The sequence below is a fragment of the Herbaspirillum sp. meg3 genome, from assembly GCF_002257565.1.
Taxonomy (GTDB): Bacteria; Pseudomonadota; Gammaproteobacteria; order Burkholderiales; family Burkholderiaceae_D; genus Herbaspirillum.
The window spans coordinates 3,286,908-3,307,722 of record NZ_CP022736.1; the positions used below are offsets into that span (position 1 = coordinate 3,286,908).

At 53.9% G+C, this 20,815-nt stretch carries 20 protein-coding genes and 1 pseudogene; 8 read left to right on the plus strand and 13 right to left on the minus strand.

What is annotated here, in order from left to right:
* Window positions 1-30: 30 nt before the first annotated feature.
* From hmeg3_RS14775 to hmeg3_RS14800, 6 genes are all read right to left on the minus strand, one after another.
* Window positions 31-3,171, minus strand: a complete 3,141-nt coding sequence (locus hmeg3_RS14775; protein ID WP_094564390.1) for an efflux RND transporter permease subunit — start codon at window positions 3,169-3,171, stop codon at window positions 31-33.
* Window positions 3,168-4,652 (minus strand): efflux RND transporter periplasmic adaptor subunit, encoded by a 1,485-nt coding sequence (locus hmeg3_RS14780; protein ID WP_094564391.1) that lies wholly within the window; start codon window positions 4,650-4,652, stop codon window positions 3,168-3,170. Before hmeg3_RS14780 ends, hmeg3_RS14775 begins: the two co-directional genes overlap by 4 nt.
* On the minus strand, window positions 4,649-5,935 hold the full coding sequence (locus hmeg3_RS14785) for a TolC family protein (protein WP_232511652.1): 1,287 nt from the start codon (window positions 5,933-5,935) through the stop codon (window positions 4,649-4,651). The genes hmeg3_RS14780 and hmeg3_RS14785 overlap by 4 nt, the downstream gene beginning before the upstream one ends.
* Before the next feature lie 47 nt (window positions 5,936-5,982).
* A complete protein-coding gene (locus hmeg3_RS14790; protein ID WP_157739276.1) occupies window positions 5,983-6,351 on the minus strand; it encodes a hypothetical protein in 369 nt (122 codons plus the stop codon).
* A gap of 79 nt (window positions 6,352-6,430) precedes the next feature.
* The gene (locus hmeg3_RS14795) at window positions 6,431-7,621 is read right to left on the minus strand and encodes a hypothetical protein (protein WP_157739277.1); all 1,191 of its coding nucleotides are present in this window, start codon (window positions 7,619-7,621) and stop codon (window positions 6,431-6,433) included.
* A 125-nt stretch (window positions 7,622-7,746) separates the two neighbouring features.
* A complete protein-coding gene (locus hmeg3_RS14800; RefSeq protein WP_094564394.1) occupies window positions 7,747-8,079 on the minus strand; it encodes a YnfA family protein in 333 nt (110 codons plus the stop codon).
* A 303-nt stretch (window positions 8,080-8,382) separates the two neighbouring features.
* On the opposite strand from hmeg3_RS14800, the gene hmeg3_RS14805 reads away from it, so the two are divergent.
* On the plus strand, window positions 8,383-10,215 hold the full coding sequence (locus hmeg3_RS14805) for a DUF4209 domain-containing protein (protein ID WP_157739278.1): 1,833 nt from the start codon (window positions 8,383-8,385) through the stop codon (window positions 10,213-10,215).
* 84 nt (window positions 10,216-10,299) lie between these two features.
* Here the strand turns inward: hmeg3_RS14805 and arsH are convergent, their stop codons facing one another.
* The 6 genes from arsH to hmeg3_RS14835 all read right to left on the minus strand — a co-directional run bounded on the left by arsH (window position 10,300) and on the right by hmeg3_RS14835 (window position 14,927).
* Window positions 10,300-11,022 carry an arsenical resistance protein ArsH gene (arsH, locus tag hmeg3_RS14810; protein WP_094564396.1) on the minus strand — a complete coding sequence of 241 codons (723 nt, stop codon included), beginning with the start codon at window positions 11,020-11,022 and terminating at the stop codon, window positions 10,300-10,302.
* Complete coding sequence (gene arsC, locus hmeg3_RS14815) at window positions 11,003-11,434, minus strand: arsenate reductase (glutaredoxin) (protein ID WP_094564397.1); 432 nt, start codon at window positions 11,432-11,434, stop codon at window positions 11,003-11,005. The genes arsH and arsC overlap by 20 nt, the downstream gene beginning before the upstream one ends.
* Before the next feature lie 9 nt (window positions 11,435-11,443).
* A complete protein-coding gene (locus hmeg3_RS14820) occupies window positions 11,444-12,652 on the minus strand; it encodes an MFS transporter (protein ID WP_094564398.1) in 1,209 nt (402 codons plus the stop codon).
* A gap of 2 nt (window positions 12,653-12,654) precedes the next feature.
* Window positions 12,655-13,938 carry an arsenic transporter gene (locus tag hmeg3_RS14825; RefSeq protein WP_094564399.1) on the minus strand — a complete coding sequence of 428 codons (1,284 nt, stop codon included), beginning with the start codon at window positions 13,936-13,938 and terminating at the stop codon, window positions 12,655-12,657.
* A gap of 88 nt (window positions 13,939-14,026) precedes the next feature.
* Entirely contained in the window at window positions 14,027-14,539 is a 513-nt protein-coding gene (locus tag hmeg3_RS14830; RefSeq protein WP_094564400.1) for an arsenate reductase ArsC, read from the minus strand.
* A gap of 52 nt (window positions 14,540-14,591) precedes the next feature.
* Entirely contained in the window at window positions 14,592-14,927 is a 336-nt protein-coding gene (locus hmeg3_RS14835) for a helix-turn-helix transcriptional regulator (protein ID WP_094564401.1), read from the minus strand.
* 274 nt (window positions 14,928-15,201) lie between these two features.
* Between hmeg3_RS14835 and hmeg3_RS14840 the strand changes: the two genes are divergently transcribed.
* Window positions 15,202-15,519 (plus strand): EexN family lipoprotein, encoded by a 318-nt coding sequence (locus hmeg3_RS14840; RefSeq protein ID WP_094564402.1) that lies wholly within the window; start codon window positions 15,202-15,204, stop codon window positions 15,517-15,519.
* A 36-nt stretch (window positions 15,520-15,555) separates the two neighbouring features.
* Here the strand turns inward: hmeg3_RS14840 and hmeg3_RS14845 are convergent, their stop codons facing one another.
* Window positions 15,556-15,813, minus strand: a complete 258-nt coding sequence (locus tag hmeg3_RS14845; protein ID WP_157739279.1) for an MbcA/ParS/Xre antitoxin family protein — start codon at window positions 15,811-15,813, stop codon at window positions 15,556-15,558.
* A gap of 26 nt (window positions 15,814-15,839) precedes the next feature.
* On the opposite strand from hmeg3_RS14845, the gene hmeg3_RS24755 reads away from it, so the two are divergent.
* The 6 genes and pseudogenes from hmeg3_RS24755 to hmeg3_RS14870 all read left to right on the plus strand — a co-directional run bounded on the left by hmeg3_RS24755 (window position 15,840) and on the right by hmeg3_RS14870 (window position 20,789).
* Window positions 15,840-16,052, plus strand: a complete 213-nt coding sequence (locus hmeg3_RS24755; protein ID WP_157739280.1) for a hypothetical protein — start codon at window positions 15,840-15,842, stop codon at window positions 16,050-16,052.
* Between the two features lie 602 nt (window positions 16,053-16,654).
* Window positions 16,655-16,903 (plus strand): helix-turn-helix domain-containing protein, encoded by a 249-nt coding sequence (locus hmeg3_RS14850; protein WP_094564404.1) that lies wholly within the window; start codon window positions 16,655-16,657, stop codon window positions 16,901-16,903.
* A gap of 277 nt (window positions 16,904-17,180) precedes the next feature.
* Window positions 17,181-18,035 (plus strand): annotated as a pseudogene (locus hmeg3_RS14855) (multicopper oxidase domain-containing protein); the annotation flags it as partial.
* 14 nt (window positions 18,036-18,049) lie between these two features.
* On the plus strand, window positions 18,050-18,580 hold the full coding sequence (locus hmeg3_RS14860; protein ID WP_094564405.1) for a plastocyanin/azurin family copper-binding protein: 531 nt from the start codon (window positions 18,050-18,052) through the stop codon (window positions 18,578-18,580).
* 113 nt (window positions 18,581-18,693) lie between these two features.
* Complete coding sequence (locus tag hmeg3_RS14865; RefSeq protein WP_094566371.1) at window positions 18,694-18,978, plus strand: copper-binding protein; 285 nt, start codon at window positions 18,694-18,696, stop codon at window positions 18,976-18,978.
* A gap of 161 nt (window positions 18,979-19,139) precedes the next feature.
* Entirely contained in the window at window positions 19,140-20,789 is a 1,650-nt protein-coding gene (locus tag hmeg3_RS14870; protein ID WP_094564406.1) for a fatty acid--CoA ligase, read from the plus strand.
* Window positions 20,790-20,815: the final 26 nt, after the last annotated feature.

The following is a 20,815-nucleotide window of genomic DNA, read 5'->3' on the forward strand; positions in this document are numbered from 1 at the left end:
GATGAATTTCCTTTCAGATTAAAAGATAAATCAAGCCTGTCCGGCTTTAGGTTGACGGCCGCGCATCAGGCGATATGCAGCCGGGATGACGAACATGGAGAGCAAGGGAGCGGTGATCATCCCGCCCACCATGGGTGCGGCGATGCGGCTCATGACTTCGGAGCCGGCGCCGCTTCCCCACAAAATAGGAATCAGCCCGGCCAGAATGACGGCAACGGTCATCGCTTTGGGGCGAACGCGAAGCACGGCGCCTTCCCGGATCGCATCTTCAAGAACAGCTGTCGCCAGTGTCGTTCCGGATCCTTGCCGGGCAGCAGCGGCCTGTTTCAGGTACAGCAGCATGACGACGCCGAATTCGGCAGACACTCCCGCTAAAGCGATGAATCCGACACCGGTGGCAACCGACAGGTTGTAGCCTTGCAGATAAAGGAACCAAATGCCGCCGACCAGTGCGAATGGCAAGGAAGCCATGATCAGCGCTGCTTCGTCGATGCGCCGGAAGGTCAGATACAGCAGCACAAAGATGATCAGCAGTGTCGCCGGCACCACCAGTTTCAGACGTGCGTTGGCACGCTCCAGATACTCGAATTGTCCCGAGTAGGCAATGCTGAGCCCCGGCGCCAGTTTCACCTTGGCAGCCACCGCGGTGCGTAGATCGGCAACGACGGAAGCCAAATCCCGGTCCCGGACGTCGACGTAGATCCAGCCGCTCGGTCGTGCATTTTCGCTTTTCAGCATCGGCGGTCCGTCGCTGATCTTCAACTTGGCGACCGTACCCAGCGTGATCTGCTGGCCACTTCCGGTCAGAATCGGCAAGTCGCGCAGTTTCTCCAGCGAATCCCGGATTTCTCTCGGATAGCGAACACTGATGGGGTAACGCGCCAGCCCCTCAACTGTTTCCCCCACGTTCTCGCCGCCGATTGCCGAGGACACGATACTTTGCACGTCGGCGATATTGAGTCCGTAGTTAGCGGCCGCGGACCGGTCAATATCGACGTCTACGTAACGGCCGCCGCTGAGACGTTCGGCGAGTGCTGAACTGACACCTGGAACCTGCTTGGCGACCTGTTCGATCTGTTGCGCCGTCTTGTCGATATCGGCAAGGCTGGTTCCGGAGACCTTGACGCCGATCGGGCTTTTGATCCCGGTAGCCAGCATGTCCAGGCGATTGCGGATGGGAGGAACCCAAATGTTCGACAAGCCCGGCACCTTGACGACACGGTCGAGCTCATCGATCAATTTTGCCGGCGTCATGCCGGAGCGCCATTGATCGCGTGGCTTGAACTGGATGGTCGTCTCGAACATCTCCAGCGGCGCCGGATCGGTCGCGCTCTCGGCCCGGCCGGCTTTGCCGAAAACGCTGGCGACTTCCGGGACAGTCTTGATCAGGCGATCAGTCTGCTGCAACAACTCGGATGCCTTGGATGCGGACAAGCCCGGCAAGGCGGACGGCATGTAGAGCAAATCGCCCTCATCCATCTGCGGCAGGAACTCACCGCCCAGCCGACTGATCGGCCATAGCGTCGTCAGCAAGGCCAGTCCGGCAATGACCAACGTCGTTTTCGGGCGACGCAGGACGGCCTCCAGCAGCGGTCTATAGCAACGAATCAGCCAACGATTCAGTGGGTTGCTGTTTTCCGAGGGGATGTTCCCGCGGATCATGTAGCCCATCAGGATAGGAATCAGCGTCACGGACAAGCCCGCGGCACCGGCCATGGCATAGGTCTTGGTAAACGCCAACGGCCCGAACAAGCGTCCCTCCTGTGCCTCCAGCGTGAACACCGGGATGAACGACAAGGTGATAATCAACAGGCAAAAGAACAAGGTTGGTCCAACCTCGGCCGCCGCCTCGCCGATGACGCTCCAATGGGTTTCCCCTTGAAGAGATTGCCCTGGATGTTCATGCTTCCACACTTCGATATGCTTATGGGCGTTTTCGATCATGACCACCGCGGCATCGACCATGGCGCCGATCGCGATGGCGATCCCACCCAGCGACATGATGTTGGCGTTGACGCCCTGATAGCGCATCACGATGAAGGCAATCATGACGCCGAGCGGCAAAGAAACGATCGCCACCAGCGCCGAGCGGAGATGCCACAGGAACAGGCCGCACACTACCGCGACGACGATGAACTCCTCTAGCAGCTTGTTCGACAAGTTGTCGATAGCCCGGTCGATCAATTGACTGCGGTCGTAGACGGGAACGACCTCGACGCCCGATGGAAGACTCTTCTTGAGTTCTTCCAGTTTGGTCTTGACCGCGGCAATGGTGTCGCGCGCATTCTTGCCGGAACGCAGGATGACGACGCCGCCGACGGTTTCCCCCTGGCCGTTGAGCTCGGCGATACCGCGCCGCATCTCAGGCCCCAGTTGGATGGTCGCGACGTCTCCCAACTTGACGGGGACGCTGTTTTGCCCCGTCGCCAACGGGATATTGCGGAAGTCCGCCAGCGTCTTCAGATAGCCGGAAGCTCGCACCATGTATTCGGTTTCCGCCATCTCCAGCACCGAACCGCCGGTCTCTTGGTTGGCTTTTCTGATGGCGTCGACGACTTTGTCTTGCGTGATGCGGTAGGCAGCCAGTTTCACCGGATCGAGCACGATCTGGTATTGCTTGACCATCCCGCCGACCGTCGCAACTTCGGCCACATTGGGCAAGCTCTTGAGCTCATATTTCAGAAACCAGTCCTGCAGGCTGCGCAGCTGCGCCAGGTCGTGTTGCCCCGTCTTGTCGACCAAAGCGTACTCGTAGATCCAGCCGACCCCGGTGGCGTCCGGACCCAACGACGCCTTGGCCGAAGCCGGCAGGCGTCCTTGCACCTGGTTGAGGTACTCCAGCACCCGGGATCTAGCCCAGTACATATCGGTACCGTCCTCAAACAACACATAGACGAAGGAATCGCCAAAGAAGGAATAGCCGCGCACGGTCTTCGCTCCCGGCACCGACAGCATGGTGGTCGCCAGCGGATAGGTCACCTGGTTCTCAACGATCTGCGGCGCCTGGCCGGCATAGCTGGTGCGGATGATGACCTGGACATCCGACAGATCGGGCAAAGCATCCACCGGCGTCGTCTTAAGTGCCCAAACGCCCCATGCTCCAAGGAAAAGGACGACGAGCAAAACCAGAAAGCGACTCGCAATCGACCATTTGATGAGTTTCTCTATCATGGCGCACTCCGATTCAGCTTCTCGATCACGTAGTCACCATTCTTTTCGTGAAAGCTGAAATACACGCTGTCGCCGGTCTTGAGACCTGACGCCATGTCGGGGCGCGCCAGCTTGAACGACATCGTCATCGGTCCCCAGCCCAGCGATGGGACCGGACCATGAGAGAGCGTAATATCTGCGCCCTTGAGCGATTCAACTTTCCCGGTAGTGTCGTTGAGGGCGGCCTGAGTGGTATCAGCGACAGAAGATGGCGCTGTATTCAATCTCGTCAGCACACCTTTGAGGCTGGCCTCGGAATCGATCAGGAATTGCCCCGATGTGACGATCTGCTGTCCCTCGGTAAGACCGTTCAATACGACGCTCTTGCCGTCGGCCTCCTGGCCAAGCTGCACTTCGACCGGCTGATAGCGTCCATCGCCCGTGGTAACCAGAACGACATTGCGAGTGCCGGTACGGATGACTGCCTCAGACGGTATCAACAGGCTTTGCGTCGCCCTTCCTGCACCCAAACTGATCTGGGCATACATGCCTGGCTTCAACCTGCCGTCGCGGTTGGGTAATTCGACGCGCACCCGGAGCGTACGGCTGTCCGCATTTGTTTCCGGTAAAACGGCAAGGATTTTTCCGGTGAAATTTTCGCCCGGATAGGCAGAGAAATGGGTGTCCAGCTTGCCGCCGACATTGACCCGCCCGGCCTGCGCCTCAGGAATGGCCGCTTCCAGCCAGACGGTATCCAGACCATTTATCTTGGCCAGAGGAGCGCCTGCTGTTACCGTCATCCCGCTTCTTATATCAAGCGTCTGAATCAGGCCTGCGATGGGGGCAGTAATCGTCACAACGGTTTGGGGACGTGCACTCTTTTCAACGCGGCTGATCAGATCGCTGCTCATCCCGAGCAATTGCAAACGCTCGCGGGCAGCCTGGATCAATGCCGTGTCGTTTGTCTTAAGCACCGCCAGAAATTCCGCCTGCGCTCCGGCCCATTCAGGAATCAGCAGATCGACCAACGGCGCACCACGTACTACGACATCACCGGGGGCTCGCGCATAGACGCGCTCCACGAAACCACTGCTGCGGGACTGCACAATCGCGACTTGACGGTCATTCAACTGCACGCTGGCGACTGCGCTCACCGTTGCCGACAAGCTGCCTCGTTCCACTTTGGCAGTACGCATTCCCAGATTCTGAACAACGCCGGCATCGATTTTGACGCCGGCACCGTCTGCTTGCTCGTCAGCGTATTTGGGCACCAGCTGCATATCCATGAAAGGCGACTTGCCCGGCTTGTCGAAGCGCTGGTTCGGCATCATAGGGTCATACCAATAGAGTGCCTTGCGCTCCGCCTGCTTGGCCTGGTCTGTTGTCTCGCTATGCATGGTCGGCATGGCGTTAGTACGGTGAGCGAACAAGTAACCGCTTGCTCCGCTTACGGCAGCGACAGCCGCCATCAGTACAGCGATTTGATAGGTATTTTTTTTCATTGCAGATCCTCCCCATAAGCAAAATAGAGCTGCGCGGCTATCGCCGCACGCTGTGCGTCTATATCGATAATTTTTAGTCGCTGATCGATGATTTCACGGCGTGCAGTCAGCACCGCGGTCAAATCATTCTTACCCGAGCGGTAACCTGCGTACTGAAAATCGAGCTTCTGTTGTGCCAGCGGTAACGTGGTCTGATTGGCCCGTTCCAGCTGGCGGGTCAAGGTCTGGTAGTCGGCGAGATCGTTTTCCAGCTCGTTGGTGTGATCGCGCAGCATGGCTTCGCGGTCGGCATCGATCCGATATAGTTCCTGCTGTTTGGCGGCAATGCGAGGATCCTGTCGAGTTGATGGAGAAACAGGAATCTCAAAGGTGAATTGCACAGAAACCATGTTGCCGAACCGCGGATCGCGTCGCTGGTAGGCCAGCTCTACTCCCCAGTCTGATTTTTTCATGGCTTGCGCTTCGCGGACTTCGGCTTCTGCCTTGCGTGTTTCAGCAACAAAGGCTTGTAGTTCCGGATGCTTGTGCAGATGATCACGCAGGTGCTCCGCATCGATGTTCAAAACGGGCAAAGCGTCGACCAGCGGCTCATCTGCTTCGCCGCCGACATAACGGCGCAAATTCGCTTTTGCCTTGACCAGGTCGCGGACCAGATCGTCACGACGGTCAGCAAGCTGGGCCGCCTCTTGTTTAGGCATGACACTATCGGCAGCCTGTGTGCGACCGGATACGACCTGGGCGCGTACCGCATCTGACAAAAGAAGATTTTCTTTATCCAGGCTATCGAACAGCGAAATCTTGCGCTCCAGATAGTAGCGATTGAGCCATGCCAGGGCAGTCGCCCGGCGCAATTTCAAACGCTCGATCTTCTGTTGTGCTTCGGCGGTTTCGATTGAGGCTTCGGCTACAGCAACGCGAGCCTGACGTTTCGCAGAATTAGGAAAGTCCTGCATGACGCCAATCTTTTGCATCGTCATTGAATCTGCATTGAGCCGTCCTCGATCAGGACCAGAGACGGGATAGTTATCAATGCCGGCAACGATTTTCGGATCAGGCAAAGCGCCGGCGGGTATCGCGGACGACTGAGCCGCCTGGATTTGTGCCCTGTTGGAGGCAAGGTTGGGAGACTGACGCTCGGCAATGTCGAGCGCAGCGTTAAAAGACAAAGGGCCGGCTTGGGCAAGACCGAGCATCCCTGCGAGCAAAGCAAGCAAGGCCGTAGATATCCTTCGAAGGGACATGTGTTCACCCCATAGCGTGACGGCGCGCACGAAGGCGCGCAAACAATCGCCCGGCAGCTAGGCCGGACGCATCAACGAATCAATGTGATTTAGAGCGAACGAGGAGGACGCCACAACCCGGATGGGTCGTGAGAAGGCAGAAACGATTCAGGCAGTATTGATACAGTATCGATCAACGGCAAGACCAACGTATTAATATCAAAAGAGGATGTTGTTGACGGAAAAACCTGGCAAATCTTGCAGGCATCACCCATTTTGCACGGCGCCGTCGATTGGGATGACTTGTCGGTGTCGGACATATTCATCACGCAAGACTCATCTGCGGTGCTCGCCGACGCCGCCATTTCCATAGGAACAGAATTGGCATGCATCATTTCGGCCATGCGTACCGCGGCCAATCCCTCAAGAGGAATAGCAATCGCCAACAGCAGGATCAGAAATGTACGCAGCATTTTCATGAATTAGATTATAGACGAAGTCAGAGCGGTACAGTCAGGACGAGATATCAAATCTACTCGACAGATTTCCCCTTCCAAATCACTGATGCTTTCGCTCGTTTCTAGCATCAATTCGCTCCAATGTTTCGATAGTATGCTGTGGATAGGATCCCGTGAAATATTCGATAATCAAGGGATTCCCTGCAAAAAAGTGGCAACAAAGCTCACTCCATTCATCTCTTTCTATCTCCCCATTGATTTTGAATAGTTTCTCGGATTGCGTTTTGATTTGAGAAAGTGATTTTGCGTTGTAATTGAAATCTGAATCACGTCGCAGGAGATACTCGTCCTTTGTGAAATACTGCATGGCTCCGTCAAAATGTCGAAACGTACCCTGTTGAATATCAAATTCCGCGTGAAGATAGCGTGCAGGATAAACTTTATTATCGTGTCTTTTTAAACGGTAGCTTTCTATCTTCATCTCCAGAGCCTGAAACGTCTTAATGTTGCCTTCCTGGCTCCATTTGATATCAAGACAATAGGCACTCGAGAAGTGCATCTGAAGTTCTGAGTCAGTCAAAGTTGACGGAGGGCGGAGCTTGACGACACCAGAAGTGATCTCGGCGATGTTTTCATTGAATGGAGCACCATACCAAGTGTCTGCCTCTACGACATGTCCGTCATCGATATTGAGTTTGATGCGGTCCGCATCGAGAGAAATGTAGCGAGTCATGTGGGCGTTTGCCTTTCCCCAGAACAAGGCAATGAAATGGGGGGCGAAGCTATTGCATAAACCCAGTTCCCTTCTAAAATGAGAATGAGCCATGAAGGAAAACGTCTCGACCGAAAAATATCCCGGCCCAAATGCTTTGCTTGGATAGCGTCGTGATAGAGAATCAAAGCTGAAAAGACGATCCCGCTCTCGTGTTTCATTTTCGAGGAGTCGCTCAGTGATGCCCGGTGACGACACAATGACGCCGATGGTGTAAAAGTAGGAAAAATGGTGAGCTTCCAGCACAATCCCTTGCGTCAGCGCATAGGCAGTGAATGCCTCGATTTGAGCGCTATGTTTTTTTAGCTGCGAGCGTTCACGGTCCACAATTGACTGTATATATTCCACCATGTAGTTATCTTCTTTTGGCATGTTTTCCTCTGCTTCTTTGCATCTATGGCTTGGTGCGGAATTGCGCATTACTTGACCAGTTAATTGCATTCGACTTGCCCAACCGTTTGCATCGAACTTGACCAAGCGATTGCATTTAACTTGCGCAATCGTGAACTTAGCCAACATCGTCCCCTCTGACTAATCACCGCAGATTATGCGGTGATTAGCAATGATATTCTCCGCATAATCTGCGGTGTTTAGATATACGCCTCGACTTTTGGCATGTGTGACTGAATATCGTGCTCGCAGCACTATGCGGGATGCGGTTGAAACATGATGATTCCCATGCCGCCGATTGCAACGAGGGCTCCGGCAATATCCCAACGCGTTAATGGGACGCCCTCCACCAGACATAGCCAAACCAGCGCTACCGCAATGTAGAGGCCACCATAGGCAGCATATGTACGAGCTGCCGCACTTGGATGGAGTGTCAGGAGCCATGAGAAGAGCGCCAAGGAAATAGCCGCAGGGATAAGCAGCCATGGACTCTTATCCTGCTTCAAAACAAGCCAAGGCAAGTAACAGCCAACAATTTCCGCAATGGCCGTTAGCACGAACAAGCTCACAATTTTTAGTAACTCCAACGATATCCCCTTCTTAAATGTGCATTGTGTTTAATGCAGACATTTTCTGCCTACATAAATCTGAAAGCATGGATTGCAATACCGGCCAAGCAGCATCCCGATAGGGTAGTCATCATGCTGAGATTGCATATTCCAGTGAATTTAGTCACATAGTTCAACAACGTCGACATTGAGTGTTCAGTAACATGGACAATGAAGCAAAAGAAAAATCGAAAATCGCTCCCGCATATTCCAAAAACGTTAAGAAGATGCCTGTTGCTAAGCATCTGATATGCTAGCTCGAAAAATTGCTGGGGGAGGAATATGATGGTTGTATCAGCGCAGGAATTAAAATCACTGGCCCTCGATAAGAACATTGCTCTCCAATCCTGTGGGGACTACTTCGCACTCGAACGAGTGCTGGAAGAGTCTGCAAAATCTTCAGAAACCGCAGATGATCTCCCATCTGCGCACGCCTTTCGTCTACTGTCTCATCTTTGTTTGTTTTCTCTCCGGACAAATGATGGCGACACATTCAGCCCTCGCTTCCAGATTGATGGCAGGCGCAGCCCGCTGCCAATCGATTTCGCGGGTGAGCAAACTATTCAACTTGCCGAAGCCATCAGTACATTTACGCCTCCATTGTTACTGGCGCGAGTTGCAGATACGGTTTGGTACAACGATCGTTCACGTTGGCAAATCGCGCTGGTAGCGGTAAGTGCTTATTGCGCGTGCGCTAATCAACTGCTTTCCGGGACTATTCGTTCTCAGTTTTCTGCTCCTGGCAACGATATTGATTTCGATGCCTTCACGTACTTTGAACGAGCGCTCGAAATTTCAGCGCAGGCAAATCGAAAAGCCCCGTTTCCTATCGAAATCAACGAGACGTTCGAGTTGCTTTATAAGAAAACGAGAGACTCTGCTGAGTTTGTCGGTTTTGTTCGTATGGCTGAAATGGCTGCTCGCTCTGGACTCCGGACTTGGGAGCAAGTGTCGGTTGACGCATTGGGCATCGCGATCGAAGCTGATTCTAGAAATCTGTACCCGGTTTTCCGACAGAAGATATGGGAAATAGCCGCAACGGCATTCAGGCGGCAAAAGAACAAAGAGCAAGAACAAATATGCCGCGGTAAAGTAGCAGACGCAATGCTTGCAATGCGGTCCTGTGTTTCTGGTGCTGGCGCAAAGGCATCGTGGACAATGGATGCTATCGGTTACTTGAGAGATGCAGGCGGATTCAAAGTTCGAATTGAAGAACTTACTCTGGAACTACGTGCTCTTCAAGTTGACGCCCTTGAGGAAATGGTGACCTTCGAGCATTCCCTAGACCTGACCGAAGAGTTAGATGAGGTTAATAAAGCGTTTTCTGAATTGTCACTATCAAACGCCTTACGGCTTTTTGTAGGACTTGCTCCAACACCTAAGATAGGCGAACTCAATGAACGGGCGATCAAAGGTCAGGAGTCGTCTTTTCATTCTAACTTCTCCAGCCACCAAGTGGACCAGCAAGGGAAAGTAATCTCAATCACGCCTTCCGCCGATGAGGGCGGAAAATTAAACCCAGAATGGCTAAAGGCCCAGCGTTCGAGTAATTTGAGTTTCGAAAGAAAGTACTACGTATCGTCTAGGATCGAGCCAGCTCGCAGAATATTTACGGAAAAATTCCCTGTCGGCACCTATTGTTTTGATCCGATCGTGGAAGCGAGCCCCTTTGTTCCGCCTGGGCATGAATTCATATTTTCGCTTGGTTTTTCCAGTTTCTTCCAAGGCGATTATGTTCGGGCTGCGCACATTTTAATCCCGCAGCTGGAGGCATCACTCCGTTATCTCCTTGAGGTCGCAGGCACACCATCCGATAAGATAAAGGCCGATTTGCTTCAAGAAGATCGTTCCCTGAGTGGGATTCTAACAAGCATGCGTCACCAACTGGAGCAACTATTTGGCCCCGACCTTACTGAAGAAATAGATCTACTCTTTCACCACAAACCTGGCCCAAGCTTACGTCACGAAATGGCTCACGGAAAATTTACCACCGGGCATTGCTATCACGATGATGCTATTTATGCTTGCTGGTGGATGTATCGTATGACGGCAACACCTCTTCTTTTGCAATGGAAGGAGATTGTCGAAGATGCACTAACTAGGTCTGAAGGCTAATCCTCGTAGCCGCTAGCACCGTTTAAATCTTCAACAACGTGGACACGAAGTCACATGGTTACCGACTAACGACGATCATTCTAGTCAGATCGAGCGAATATTGACACGTTTGGCCAGTTCATCTGCAGACTCTCGACGCTCGCTGTAGCGGTCAACAAGATAGGGGGAGACATCGCGCGTCAGCAGGGTGAATTTGAAAAGCTCCTCCATCACATCCACCACACGCTCATAGTAAGCCGAGGGCCTCATCCGTCCATCTTCTTCAAATTCGAGAAATGCTTTGGCAACGGAAGACTGGTTGGGAATCGTGATCATCCGCATCCATCGACCAAGAACCCGCATTTGATTGACAGCATTGAATGACTGCGACCCACCAGAGACTTCCATGACGGCCAGCGTTTTCCCCTGAGTCGGACGAACGGAGCCTTGCGTGAGCGGAATCCAATCGATCTGCGCCTTCATGATGCCTGTCATAGCCCCATGGCGCTCCGGCGAGCACCACACCATACCTTCGGACCACATAGCCAATTCGCGTAGTTCCTGCACTTTCGGATGTGTTTCTGGCTCGCTGTCCGGCAGTGGCAAGCCACGCGGATCGAAAATTCTGACTTCACCGCCCATTGCTTCGAGGAGGCGTGCGGCCTCCATTGTCAGCAAACGGCTATAGGAGCGTTCACGTACAGAGCCATACAGCAACAAGAACCGTGGTGCGTGCGTCGAGGTGGCGACGTTGACCAAATCTGTCGCTACTGGTACCTTGAACAGATCCCCAGCGACGTTGGGAAGATCATTTAGCTGGTGTGACACGTTGGCCCTCCGCGTTGATGACAACCTCCCCGTCTTCCTTCGTAAATGGCCCCTTTTGTGGATTTGGCAGAATATCCAGCACTGCCTCGGAGGGGCGGCACAGCAGCGTGCCTTTGGAAGTCACAACAAACGGGCGATTGATCAGGATCGGATGCGCCAGCATGGCATCTAGCAGTTGCTCGTCCGTCAGCGCAGGATTGTCCAGGCCAAGCTCTGCATACGGCGTGCCTTTTTGGCGAATCGCTTCGCGCACAGTCGGGCCAGCATCTTTGATGAGAGTAATCAAGGTGTCGCGCGACGGCGGATGCTGAAGATACTCGATCACAGTCGGGTCTTCACCGCTGTTACGGATCAATGCGAGCGTGTTGCGGGACGTGCCGCAGGCAGGGTTGTGATAGATCGTAGTTGTCATGATGGTTTCCTAACGGATAGAAGAAATGGTCTCGGAGCGTGGATGCCCAGTGGCATAGAAAAACAGCACAGCACCAAGGCTGGCAATACCTATCAACGCCACAATGGCGCCCGGATACCCCCCGCCGATGGCGTAGAGAAGAGAGGCAACGAAGGGGCCGGCAGCAAAGGCAATCGTCACGGGGGTGGCCATGGCGCCACTGATAGCCCCATACGCCTCACGGCCATAGAGCTCTGCCGGCAATGCACCTCTGACGATCGTCATGACACCGTTACCGACGCCATACATGGCAGCGAACAAACCGTAAATAAGCAGCCACTCAGCCGGCGCAAACAACAAAATGAGGGCAACAGGTAGCAGGCAAATAGCGATGAGCCCAATCTGCCGTGTCGTAGCATTCTTGCCGAACGTCGCTTCCAAAATCCGGCCCAACACCTGCATTGGTCCTATCAGCGCACCAATGCCGGCTGCGTAGTACGCAGTCATACCACGGTCATGAAGAATAGAAATCAGATGTAGCGACATTGCTGAAAACACCAGCGCATTGAACGTGACTGCTGCAGTGATGAGATAAAAGCTGGGTTCGCGCAGCACTGTTGCCAGGTCGACGCTATCTGCAGCGTGGACCTTGGCCTTTGCCTTGATGCTGGCAGCCCTCGGCAACAGGGCATGGATCGGCAGGCAAATAGTCAGATTGGCTACCGCGTAAATCACCCAGGTTTCACGCCATCCGTAATGCTCCAGAAGCCATTGCGTCAGCGGCCATGACACGGTGCTGGCAAAACCACCGAAGAGCGTCAGCATGGTGATAGCGCGTCTGAAGCCGCCTTCAAAGATCTGAGTAATAACCGCGAACGCTGGCTGATAGAGCGTAGCGCTCATCGCCACGCCGATGCAGGCCCAGATCAAGTAGAGGCCTGTTACGCTGTTCACAGTGGACAACAGCGCCAGCATTACTGTGGCCAATACTGTTCCGGCTCCCATCAACAAACGGCCACCCACGCGATCAATGATGCTTCCAGCCAGCGTCGACAGCAGTCCCGAAATCAGGAGCGCCAGCGAATAGGCACCTACGATGACGGGCTTGGAGGCTTGTAGCTCTGTTTGCATGGGCTGCATGAGCACGCCATAGGCATAGAACATCGAGCCCCATCCCACAATCTGGGTCAGACCGAGAGATGGGATCAGCCAGGCCGGCTTACTGGCAGCGGTATCCATGCTTAGGCGCTTAATCTCAAAGCCAGTGCAGCCAGCGTCACCAGCAGAACCGGGATCGTGAGCATCGCGCCCACTCGGAAGTAATATCCCCAGGAGATGTGAATGCTCTTTTTATCGAGTACGTGCAGCCAGAGCAAGGTGGCCAGACTACCGATGGGCGTAATCTTCGGTCCCAGATCGCTGCCGATGACGTTGGCGTAGATCATGGCTTCCTTGACGACACCTTGTGCTGTCGCAGCGTCAATCGACAATGCACCGACCAGCACCGTCGGCATATTGTTCATGATCGACGACAAGAGCGCCGTCAGGAAGCCTGTTCCGATCGCGGCACCCCAAACGCCATGTTGAGCGAACCCATTCAATAGACCAGTGAGATAGTTCGTCAACCCGGCGTTGCGCAGCCCATAGACCACCAGATACATCCCCAGCGAAAAGAAGACGATCTGCCACGGTGCGCCTTTGATTACTTCCTGTGTGGGGATGACATGGCCCTTTGCCGCAATTACCAACAAAATCACGGCACCTGCCGCAGCGACGGCGCTAATCGCTACACCCAGGCTTTCAAGCCAGAAGAAGCCGATGAGCAACAACCCAAGAACCCACCAGCCAGCAATGAAGGTTGCCCGATCATGGATAGCGTCCGTTGGCTTTTTGAGTTGCTTGAGGTCGTAGTCGACAGGAATATCGCGACGAAAATACAAGAACAGCACCAGCAGAGTCATGATGACTGAAACAATGTCGACCGGGATCATGACCGCAGCGTACTGCGAGAAGCCGATTTTGAAGAAGTCGGCCGAGACGATATTGACCAGATTCGACACGACCAGCGGCAAGCTTGCCGTATCGGCGATGAAGCCGGCGGCCATCACGAATGCCAGCGTCGCTTGGGGCGAAAAGCGCAGCGCCAGCAACATGGCAATAACTATCGGCGTAAGAATGAGCGCGGCGCCGTCGTTGGCAAACAGTGCAGAGACAGCCGCGCCGAGCAACACCAGTAACGCAAACAACTTGCGGCCGCTACCACCTCCCCAGCGGGCGACGTGCAATGCTGCCCACTCGAAGAAGCCGGCTCTGTCCAGCAGCAAGCTGATGATAATGATGGCAATGAACGTGCCGGTCGCGTTCCAGACGATGTGCCACACCACTGGAATATCGGACAGCTGAATGACGCCGAATGCCAAGGCCACCAGAGCCCCTGCGCATGCGCTCCAGCCAATGCCAAGACCGCGCGGCTGCCAGATGACAAAAACCAATGTGAGCAAGAAGATGGCTAATGCAGTGAGCACGTTGTTCCTATGACTTAGAGTATCCGGGGATAGATGGACTTTTGATGCGAAAGAGCACGCCAGCAACGGCGTGCCCCTTCTCATCTGATCAGACCTGGCTGGCGCCGATAGCGTCCATTTCACGCTTGATGGCGGTCTTTTCCAGCGTATGGAATGGCAAGCTATTGAAGATATTCACGCGGGTGGTGATTTGGCGTGCCACTTTCGAAAACACGGCGCGCTTTTGCTCTTCGGTCCCAGTCGCTGCTGCAGGATCTTCAAAGCCCCAGTGCGCAGAGATAGGCTGTCCGGGCCAGACTGGGCAGACTTCACCGGCAGCGTTGTCACAGACGGTGATGATGAAGTCCATCTTTGGAGCATCTGGCGTTGCAAATTCGTCCCAGCTCTTGCTACGCAACTTTTCCAGTGGGTAGCCGGTACTCTTGATTTGTTCTACAGCCAGAGGATTCACGGTGCCACCAGGATGGCTACCGGCGCTATACGCATTGAAACGACCTTTGCCCATCGTGTTCAACAAAGCCTCCGCCATGATGCTGCGGGCGGAGTTGCCCGTGCACAGGAAGAGAACGTTATAGGTTTTTTCTGCTTGAGGAGAGCTCATGGAAAATCCTTTTCGTGTGGAATGTAGGTGCTGAGACGACCAAAACCGCTGATCAGGTCGTGGATTCTTCTGTTACAAGACATGCGCTGCCGGGGGAGCACACATTTCCACCACAGCAGTTTTCGGTAAGAAAGCCAATCAGGCCGTTCATGGTGTTGAAGTTGGCCGAGTAGATGACAAATCGTCCCTCGTGACGAGAGGTCACCAACTCAGCGTGGGACAACTCCTTCATGTGGAAGGACAATGCGGAAGGCGTGACCGAGATTTGTTCGGCGATTTTGCTGGCCGCCATTCCTTCAGGACCTGCTTGGACCAGCAAGCGGAAGACCGCGAGACGCGATTCTTGAGCGAGCGCTGCCAGCGCTGCAATGGTTTCTTTGGTATCCATGATGCCCTCATTAACTCAATGATTCAATTATTGTTGAATCATTGAGTTAATGCAAGCGAATTATCGTCCGGTTGATGAGAGCTTCCTGCAAAAGCTCACCTTGAATCTCCCGCCAAGCTTAGCCAACTTCTACGAAAATTCTCTCGAAGCAAACTCATAAATACTTCTGGGACAGCACGGCATACATGGCTCATACAACTATTTGCATACTATAGTTATACATACTATGATTAGCTATTAATGAGAAGAAACACAAATTTTCTAAGGGACATTAATGAGCATCAAGCAACACTCACACTGGCCATTGTTTTCCACATTGCTTTTTTTATCCTTAATGGCATGTGGCGAAAAGTCGGAAAGTGCCAAGTCGGTAGACTATTACAAGGGAAATCAGGAAGAAGCAAAGACAACTCTTCAGAAATGTAGCGAGCTCAAGTCTGGTGAGGTAAGCACGATGTCGCCATCTCAGCGTGCTGCCTGGTCGGAAACTACGGTAGGAATCAACTGTGAAAATGCCCGCGTCGCAAGCGTAGACAGTGCATACGATGCTCATCAAAAAAGCATGCGAGAAGCGGCGGCGAAGTACCGATAGTGGTTACGAATGAAGGTTTTTGCTGGGGGCTTATTACTATGAAAATGCCCCACTTTGCATGCGAATAAGTAGTGTCTGGACAAGTTCGCGTCCTTCAGAGGTATTGAGAAATTCGGTCGGACAACGATTTCCAAGCGCTGGCACGGATGATTTTAGCCAGTCGCGTAACCAATGATTCGCATCAAATGTATGTGTCTGTTTAGATTGCACCACCATCGCTTCCACTAGCTTGAGTAATTCGGATCGAAACAAATCCTGCTCTGTCCGGCCCTGAAGAGGTTTACTTTGTTTCATAGTTTTTATCCAACAGGAGAATCTAAATGTCGATCGATAAAGTAACCGAAAGATTGATGGCTTTGCGGGACAGAGGCCTTGCCTCGAGACAAGATCCATTAGAAATAAAGCACCGCTCAACAAAAACTCCGGGTGTTACCGCGGCCGACTGGGCTAAGATCAAAGAGCAGGCCAGAGATCCCAATCTCAGGAAGGGACAAGGGAAAACAGCCTTTCCACACATAAGAATCGAGGAATGAGCCCTCGGAGTCCTTTCATGCCGGAGCAGTTTTCTTATTCGGTTGTACAGCGCCTCTTGGAAGTAAAATCGGCAAGAAGCTGGATCTCAGCATATTGGGGAAGTTCTGGTTGGCCTCGATACACTGGATGTGGGCGATGGTTTTGATCATATTGAACAAAATGAGTCATTTCGCCGTCGCCATCCCTATAGCATCCGATCGCGGAGATTTCCTCCAATTTGATCTTAAAATGGTCTTTCTCATAGACTGACTCTACGCAATAAACTAAACATCGCTTGGGGCCGTGACTTGCAGTCGCCTCAAGCAGACGCTCGACTGAAGAGATCATCTGGCGATCCAAGGCATTTCGTTCCGTACCAAGTGAATAAGGAAACTGCACTAGGTAACAAGGTTCCGAATAGGTAATTGCTACGCTATCCCAAATCCGAAACGGCGCTAAAAGCAATCGTCGTGCGTCGTGAAGTTCCCAGCTAGCATCTGTGACAAACATAAAAAAGTAGTTGAGCAACCAATAGAGCAAGAATCAATGCGCATGGTCGACCAATAAAAAACGCTAATCATAGTATGTAGAATCACAGTATGCAACGACAGACACTTCCAAGATGTCTGTCAAGTCACAAAAAATTCCATTAATTGAAGTTTTCGCCCGGAATGTCCGACGTCGAAGACTTGCACTCGGCCTGTCCCAAGAAATTCTTGCTGAGGCAGCCGGGGTTCACCGAACCTATGTGGGAATGCTAGAGCGGGCCGAAAAAAATGTCACCATCTACAATATTGAACGTATAGCCATTGCTCTCGATGTCCCTCCCTCCAGTCTCTTATTGTGGGACGACGGTGGCCTCCCACAATAAGCTGAAATTATCGCTTGCGCGGAATTGACGTACGAAATCCTGGTTTCCCTTGATCTGGGATTTATTTTTGTACAGCTATATTCGGATAGAGAACTAAAAAATCATTCCGCTATTCGGCATTTTTGTAGCAGACGTAGCGTAATAACCTCTACGAGTATGGACGCCCCCTACAGAAATACACTTGTTCTAGCACAATCCATGGACATTAGACGAATCCATCTATCCCTTAAAACATAAGGGATTCCACCACGTCCATAGCATGAAACCTAACGGTTAGTATGCGGATGAAATGGTGCAGATGGCGATGGGCATGATGGGATTCTGGATCACGCATCCCAAAGACCCGAACTTCATGCGTGTGGATCGCGATTTCGTCTTCCTGCTCAATGCCTATGACATCGATCCCGGTGCCGCCACGCCCAAGGTCAACACCATGCTCGACTTCAATCTGTGGACCTGGAACAGCCGGGCCTTCCCCGGCATCGATCCGCTGCCGGTGCGGCAAAACGACCGCGTACGCATCCGCGTCGGTAACCTGACGATGACCAATCATCCCATCCACCTGCATGGCCATGAATTTTTCGTCACCGGTACCGATGGCGGCTGGACACCACCGGCTTCGCGCTGGCCCGAAGTCAGCGCCGATATCGCCGTCGGCCAGATGCGCGCCATCGAATTCGATGCCACCGAAGAAGGCGACTGGGCGCTGCATTGCCACAAGGCACACCACACCATGAACGCCATGGGGCACAACGTGCCAACCATGATCGGCGTCGACCAACGCGATCTGGCGAAGAAGATCAACAGGCTCATTCCCGACTACATGGTGATGGGTGATAAAGGCGGTTCCATGGGCGAGATGGAAATGCCGCTGCCCGACAACACGCTGCCGATGATGGGCGGCAGCGGTCCTTATGGATCGCTGGAGATGGGAGGCATGTTCAGCGTCGTGAAAGTGCGCAAGAACCTGGCGCGCAACGATTACCGCGATCCCGGCTGGTACAAAGCACCTCCCGGCACGGTCGCCTACGAATGGCGCGGCGCCGAACAACCGTCAACGTCCGCACCCGATAAAAAAACCGGCACAGATGGCAATACCGTCAACGTCACCCGACGCAATCATCAACACTGACCAAGGAAAGAATCATGAAAAATACGCACAAACAAAACCTTCTCATCGCTGCCTTGCTGGCGACAACCTCCTTCTATGCCGCAGCACAAAACATGCAGGCCATGCCAGCCATGTCGCATCATCACGCTGAACATGCAGAGCATGCCGGCGACACAATCGGCCAACCCGGCGCGGCAGGCAAGGTCACGCGCACCGTCAAGGTTGATATGAGCGACAACATGCGCTTCACGCCGGAGAAACTGCAAGTGAAAACCGGCGACACGATTCGGTTTGTCGTCAGCAATAGCGGCAAGATCAGACATGAGCTGGTCTTTGGCAACGAAGCGCAATTGAAGGCGCACTACGCAGCCATGTTGAAAAATCCGGAGATGGAACACGCCGACGACAATCAGATCACTCTGGAACCCGGCAAGAGCGGAGAGCTGATCTGGCAGTTCACACAAACCGGCACCGTCAATTTCGCCTGCCTGCAGCCCGGCCACTACGACGCAGGCATGAAAGGAAGCGTCACCGTCGCTTCCGGCGACAGCACGCACAAACACTGATACCGATCCGTTCTCAAGAAAGGAAAAATATGAAAACAGCTTTCGTCAACACCGTCTTGCTTGCCGCTGCATTTTCAGCGATGTCAGCACCTCTGCCTGCAACCGCGCAAGACATGAGCACGGACACGATGCGTCATGCAATGACGGCCGCCACGCAGAGTGACTCAGTCCCCAAAGTCAACGGGGAAATCCGCAAGGTCGATACCGACACCGGAAAGATCACCATCCGCCACGGTGAGATTCCCAATCTGGAGATGCCGGCCATGACAATGGTGTTCCGTGTCGCTTCGCCCGACATACTCAGCAAGGTGAAGACCGGCGATCAGGTACTCTTCACTGCGGAAAAAAGCAACGGAGCACTGACCGTCACCAGTATTGAGCTTCTTCCCCAGAAGTAAGACTGGCGACAGCAAATCGGGCTATCATCAGTCAACTGAACAGGAGGACGAGGAGCTGACCATGCTCCCGTCCCTCAGAACGTGTTCACAAACTGATCCTGCATAATGGACTGTGGATTATGGATTGTGAACACCTTCTTACAACAACGACAGGAGACCCCATGAGCGTCCACATCATCGACACCACGCCCGAGGCCTACGGCTACCCGCTGCTGATCAAGCAGTTGCTCCATTCATCGCTGGCGACCGCGCCCGATCAGGAAATCGTCTACGGCATCGCCAACCAGCGCCGCCATACTTATACCGATCTGTATGAACGCATTCAGCGTCTGGGCAACATGCTGCGCGAACTGGGCCTGCAACCCGGCAATACCGTCGCCGTCATGGACTGGGACAGCCACCGCTATCTTGAATGCTTCTTCGCCATTCCGATGCTTGGCTACGTACTGCAAACCGTCAACGTGCGCCTGTCGCCGGAACAGATTGCCTACACCCTGAACCATGCCCAGGCCGACGTACTGCTGGTCAATTCCGACTTCATGCCGGTACTCAAACAGATCCGCGGTGAGTTGACCACGCTCACGCGCTGCGTGCTGATCACTGACGACGGCACACCGGCACCACGCGGCCCCGGCTTTGCCGGCGAGTACGAAGACTTGCTGGCACAGGCCTCGCCCAAATGCGACTTCCCCGACTTCAACGAGAACGCACGCGCCACCACCTTCTATACGACCGGCACCACCGGCCTGCCCAAGGGCGTCTACTTCAGCCATCGCCAGCTCGTGCTGCACACGCTGGCAGTGACCGCAGGACTTGCGCTGGCGCCGCAGCAGGGACGCCTGCATCGCGACGACGTCTACATGCCGCTGACGCCGATGTTCCATGTGCATGCCTGGGGCCTGCCTTATGTGGCGACCATGGCCGGACTCAAGCAGGTCTATCCCGGCCGCTACGTCCCCGATACCATCCTCAAGCTGATTGAGACAGAAAAAGTCACCTTCTCGCATTGCGTGCCGACCATCCTGCACATGGTGCTGAGCGCACCCGCAGCAAAAGATGTCGACCTGTCGAAATGGAAAATGATCATTGGTGGCTCCGCCATGACCAGCGCTCTGGCGCAAACGGCACGCGAGCGCGGCATTGACGTCTTCACCGGATATGGCATGTCGGAGACCTGCCCCATCCTGTCGCTGGCGCATGTGCCGACGGCAGAGCTGGGTACGGAGCAAGATGTTGCCACCCGCGTGAAGACCGGCCGCCCGCTGCCGCTGGTGGCCTTGCGTACGGTCGACGGTGATATGAACGATTGTCCGCACGACGGCAAAAGCACAGGTGAAGTGGTGGTGCGCGCCCCCTGGCTCACGCAAGGCTACCTGCACAATCCGGAAGCGTCGAAAGACTTGTGGGAAGGCGGCTGGCTGCATACACAGGACATCGGCAACATCGACCCGCGCGGTTATCTGCAAGTCACTGACCGCATCAAGGACGTGATCAAGACCGGCGGCGAATGGGTATCGTCACTGGAAATCGAAGAGATCATCGCGCGTCATCCCGCAGTCGCGGAAACGGCGGTCATCGGCATCAAAGACGCCAAATGGGGAGAGCGCCCGGTGGCTCTGGTGGTGCTCAAAGCCGGTCAGGCTGCTGAAGTCACCGTCGACGATATTCGCAAGCTGGTATTGGCCGCCGCGGAAGACGGCGTCATTTCAAAATACGGTGTACCGGATCGCATCGAGTTTGTCAGCGAGCTGGCGCGCACCAGCGTCGGCAAACTCAACAAACGCGTGATGCGTGAACAATATCCGGGCTAAAAAAATTGCCTCGGTTCCGGATCTGT

Bases quoted from the DNA above. Each gene is read 5' to 3' on its own strand.
- hmeg3_RS14820 (WP_094564398.1), bottom strand. From the start codon at position 12,652: ATGGATACCGCTGCCAGTAAGCCGGCCTGGCTGATCCCATCTCTCGGT.
- hmeg3_RS14795 (WP_157739277.1), bottom strand. From the start codon at position 7,621: ATGTTGGCTAAGTTCACGATTGCGCAAGTTAAATGCAATCGCTTGGTC.
- hmeg3_RS14790 (WP_157739276.1), bottom strand. From the start codon at position 6,351: ATGAAAATGCTGCGTACATTTCTGATCCTGCTGTTGGCGATTGCTATT.
- hmeg3_RS24755 (WP_157739280.1), top strand. From the start codon at position 15,840: ATGTCGATCGATAAAGTAACCGAAAGATTGATGGCTTTGCGGGACAGA.
- hmeg3_RS14780 (WP_094564391.1), bottom strand. From the start codon at position 4,652: ATGAAAAAAAATACCTATCAAATCGCTGTACTGATGGCGGCTGTCGCT.
- hmeg3_RS14860 (WP_094564405.1), top strand. From the start codon at position 18,050: ATGAAAAATACGCACAAACAAAACCTTCTCATCGCTGCCTTGCTGGCG.
- hmeg3_RS14865 (WP_094566371.1), top strand. From the start codon at position 18,694: ATGAGCACGGACACGATGCGTCATGCAATGACGGCCGCCACGCAGAGT.
- hmeg3_RS14775 (WP_094564390.1), bottom strand. From the start codon at position 3,171: ATGATAGAGAAACTCATCAAATGGTCGATTGCGAGTCGCTTTCTGGTT.
- hmeg3_RS14835 (WP_094564401.1), bottom strand. From the start codon at position 14,927: ATGGATACCAAAGAAACCATTGCAGCGCTGGCAGCGCTCGCTCAAGAA.
- hmeg3_RS14845 (WP_157739279.1), bottom strand. From the start codon at position 15,813: ATGAAACAAAGTAAACCTCTTCAGGGCCGGACAGAGCAGGATTTGTTT.
- hmeg3_RS14870 (WP_094564406.1), top strand. From the start codon at position 19,140: ATGAGCGTCCACATCATCGACACCACGCCCGAGGCCTACGGCTACCCG.
- hmeg3_RS14840 (WP_094564402.1), top strand. From the start codon at position 15,202: ATGAGCATCAAGCAACACTCACACTGGCCATTGTTTTCCACATTGCTT.
- hmeg3_RS14850 (WP_094564404.1), top strand. From the start codon at position 16,655: ATGTCTGTCAAGTCACAAAAAATTCCATTAATTGAAGTTTTCGCCCGG.
- hmeg3_RS14805 (WP_157739278.1), top strand. From the start codon at position 8,383: ATGATGGTTGTATCAGCGCAGGAATTAAAATCACTGGCCCTCGATAAG.
- arsC (WP_094564397.1), bottom strand. From the start codon at position 11,434: ATGACAACTACGATCTATCACAACCCTGCCTGCGGCACGTCCCGCAAC.
- hmeg3_RS14830 (WP_094564400.1), bottom strand. From the start codon at position 14,539: ATGAGCTCTCCTCAAGCAGAAAAAACCTATAACGTTCTCTTCCTGTGC.